Source organism: Mesorhizobium sp. M1E.F.Ca.ET.041.01.1.1, assembly GCF_003997355.1.
Lineage (GTDB): Bacteria > Pseudomonadota > Alphaproteobacteria > Rhizobiales > Rhizobiaceae > Mesorhizobium.
On record NZ_RZSL01000845.1, the window covers coordinates 1 to 2,006 of the forward strand.

The 2,006-nt window shown below is 64.4% G+C and carries 2 protein-coding genes; one reads left to right on the top strand and one right to left on the bottom strand.

The features are described from left to right. Positions 1–73: 73 nt before the first annotated feature. Positions 74–712 (bottom strand): hypothetical protein, encoded by a 639-nt coding sequence (locus EOA38_RS34950; protein ID WP_126094969.1) that lies wholly within the window; start codon positions 710–712, stop codon positions 74–76. Between the two features lie 251 nt (positions 713–963). On the opposite strand from EOA38_RS34950, the gene EOA38_RS34955 reads away from it, so the two are divergent. Further along, positions 964–2,006: NAD(P)/FAD-dependent oxidoreductase (locus tag EOA38_RS34955; protein WP_145966232.1), on the top strand; the 1,043-nt coding region annotated here is incomplete at its 3' end.

A 2,006-nucleotide genomic window follows, 5' to 3' on the forward strand; every position in this document is an offset into this window, starting at 1 on the left:
TCCCCCTCCAGGGGGGGAGATTACGCGTTCCGACGATTTCGCCAATCTCCAAGGGGCGCACCATTCATCCAGATCACCCCGTCGGAATGCGCGGGTCCTGCACCAGATAAAAGGTCCAGCGCGGCGTGTAGTCGGTGATCAGGAACTCGAAGGTCGCCGTCTTCAGCGGATCGACCTTGCCGTTTTTGAACAAGAGCCGGTCGTAGGGTTCGAACTGGCGGTCGAAATCGGCGAAGTTGCTCGAGACGATATTGTCGGGCGCCTTGTTGCGCTGGTCGAAGGACAGGCCGTCGCCGAATACGCTCGGCTGGTCGAGGATCTCCTGCAGTTCGAACTGGAATTCCACCCAGGGGAGCGCGCTGTTGTTGAGCACGTCGATGCGCATGTACATGACGCCATTGGCGACGTCGCCGGCCCTGCCGAAGGCCTCGATCGGCCGGGTGGCGCGGATGGTCAGCGTCACCGGCGTCGCCGAATTCAGCTCCTCGGTGATGATGAGCGGGTTCTCCTTGGTGCCGACGCCGGAGGCGCCGGTGATGCGGAAACCGCCAAGCTCGTCGGAAAAGGAGTAGGCGCCGGTCGCCCAGACTTTCTGCGGATCGGCTTGCGCCGGAGCGATCAGGAAGAGGAGCGGAAGAACCGCGCGGCAGAGCACGCCGGGCGTGAAGAGTAAGCGCTTCAATGAAAAGCCGGATGGCTCGGGAGTGCGCATGGGCCCAAGTATTGCCGATAAGCAAGCCGCCGAACAATTAAAAACGTGCCGGACAGGCCTGGCCTTGCCACCGAAGGGCTCTGGCCTATGCTTCGCAGTGGCCTATCCGTGGGCCGTTTCGCATGGAAAACCGCGACTTTTTGTCGAAATCGGCGTTGTCACGTCAGCGCCGGTTTCGCGTCGCGAATTGATGCGCTATGCAGCGCGTGAGCCAGCAGAATGCGAGAACATGGCGAGCCAGTGAGGGGCCGATGAGCGAAATCGAACGCGAGAGCATGGAATTCGACGTGGTGATCGTCGGCGCCGGTCCCGCCGGGCTTGCCGCCGCCATCCGTCTGAAGCAGCTCAGCCCCGACCTTTCCGTCGTCGTGCTCGAAAAGGGCGGCGAGGTCGGCGCCCACATCCTGTCAGGCGCGGTCGTCGACCCGATCGGCATCGACCGCCTGCTGCCGGGCTGGCGCGAGGAGGAGGGCCATCCGTTCAAGACCCCGGTGACCGACGATCATTTCCTGGTGCTTGGCCCCGCCGGTTCGTTCCGCCTGCCCAACTTCCTGATGCCGCCGCTGATGAACAATCACGGCAACTACATCGTCTCGCTCGGCAATGTCTGCCGCTGGCTCGCGACCAAGGCCGAGGCGCTCGGGGTCGAGATCTATCCGGGCTTTGCCGCGGCCAGCCTCGTCTACAATGAGGCCGGCGCCGTCACCGGCGTCATCACCGGCGACATGGGCGTCGAGAAGGATGGCACGCATGGCCCGGCCTACGCGCCGGGCATGGCGCTGATGGGCAAATATGTGCTGATCGGCGAGGGCGCGCGCGGCTCTCTCGCCAAGCAGCTCATCGCGAAATACCGGCTTGCCGACGGCCGCGAACCCGGCAAATACGGCATCGGCCTCAAGGAGCTGTGGCAGGTCAAGCCCGAGAACCACAAGCCGGGCCTGGTGCAGCACTCGTTCGGCTGGCCGCTCGACATGAAGACCGGCGGCGGCTCCTTCCTCTACCATCTGGAGGACAATCAGGTGGCGGTCGGTTTCGTCGTCCACCTGAACTACAAGAACCCCTGGCTCTCGCCCTTCGAGGAGTTCCAGCGCTTCAAGACGCATCCGGCGATCAAAGGCACCTTCGAGGGCGCCAAGCGGATCGGCTACGGCGCGCGCGCCATCACCGAGGGCGGCTGGCAGTCGGTGCCGAAGCTCTCCTTCCCGGGCGGCGTGCTGATGGGCTGCGCGGCCGGCTTCGTCAACGTGCCGCGCATCAAGGGTTCGCACAATGCGGTGCTGTCCGGCATGCTGGC